The organism is Hydrogenophaga electricum (genome assembly GCF_030160815.1).
Taxonomy (GTDB): domain Bacteria; phylum Pseudomonadota; class Gammaproteobacteria; order Burkholderiales; family Burkholderiaceae_C; genus Hydrogenophaga; species Hydrogenophaga electricum.
The window spans coordinates 1-537 of sequence record NZ_BSPB01000201.1 but is presented as its reverse complement, the minus strand read 5'-3'; the positions used below and the strand labels follow the sequence as shown (position 1 = coordinate 537).

The following is a 537-nucleotide window of genomic DNA, read 5'->3' as shown; positions in this document are numbered from 1 at the left end:
CGTCGGTGCTGCCGGCCCCGACGCTGCTGCCGCCGGCCGAACGCCGCCGTGCCAGCCGCGTCATCCGCCTGGCGCTGGCGCTGGGGCAACAGGCCGTGGAACACGCGGGCGCCGACGCGGCGACGCTGGCCACGGTGTTCGCCGCCTCCGAGGCCGATGGCCACAACTGCCACGCGCTGTGCGAACAACTGGCCGGTGACGACCGGCAGGTCTCGCCCACCCGTTTTCACAACTCGGTGCACAACGCGGCTGCGGGGTATTGGGGCATCGCCACACGCAGCATGGCGCCGTGCCAGGTGCTGTGTGCGCACGACGCCAGCCTGGGCGCGGGGCTGCTCGATGCGCTGGCGCAGGTCCAGGTCGACCAGGTGCCCGTGCTGCTGGTGTGCTACGACAGCGAATACCCCGAGCCGCTGCACGCGACGCGGCCGTTCCCCGACGCGGCCGGGCTGGCGCTGCTGCTGACCCCGGCACACACCGGGCGTTCGCTGGCCCGCCTGGCCGTGGGGCCTGCGGACAGCGCCGCCGCCGTGGCGC

Annotated in this window: 1 protein-coding gene; it reads left to right on the top strand. The window is 74.7% G+C overall.

Going from position 1 to position 537, the window contains the following annotated elements:
• A partial coding sequence (locus QQK43_RS23365) for a beta-ketoacyl synthase chain length factor (protein ID WP_284309663.1) occupies positions 1-537 on the top strand: 537 nt, incomplete at both ends.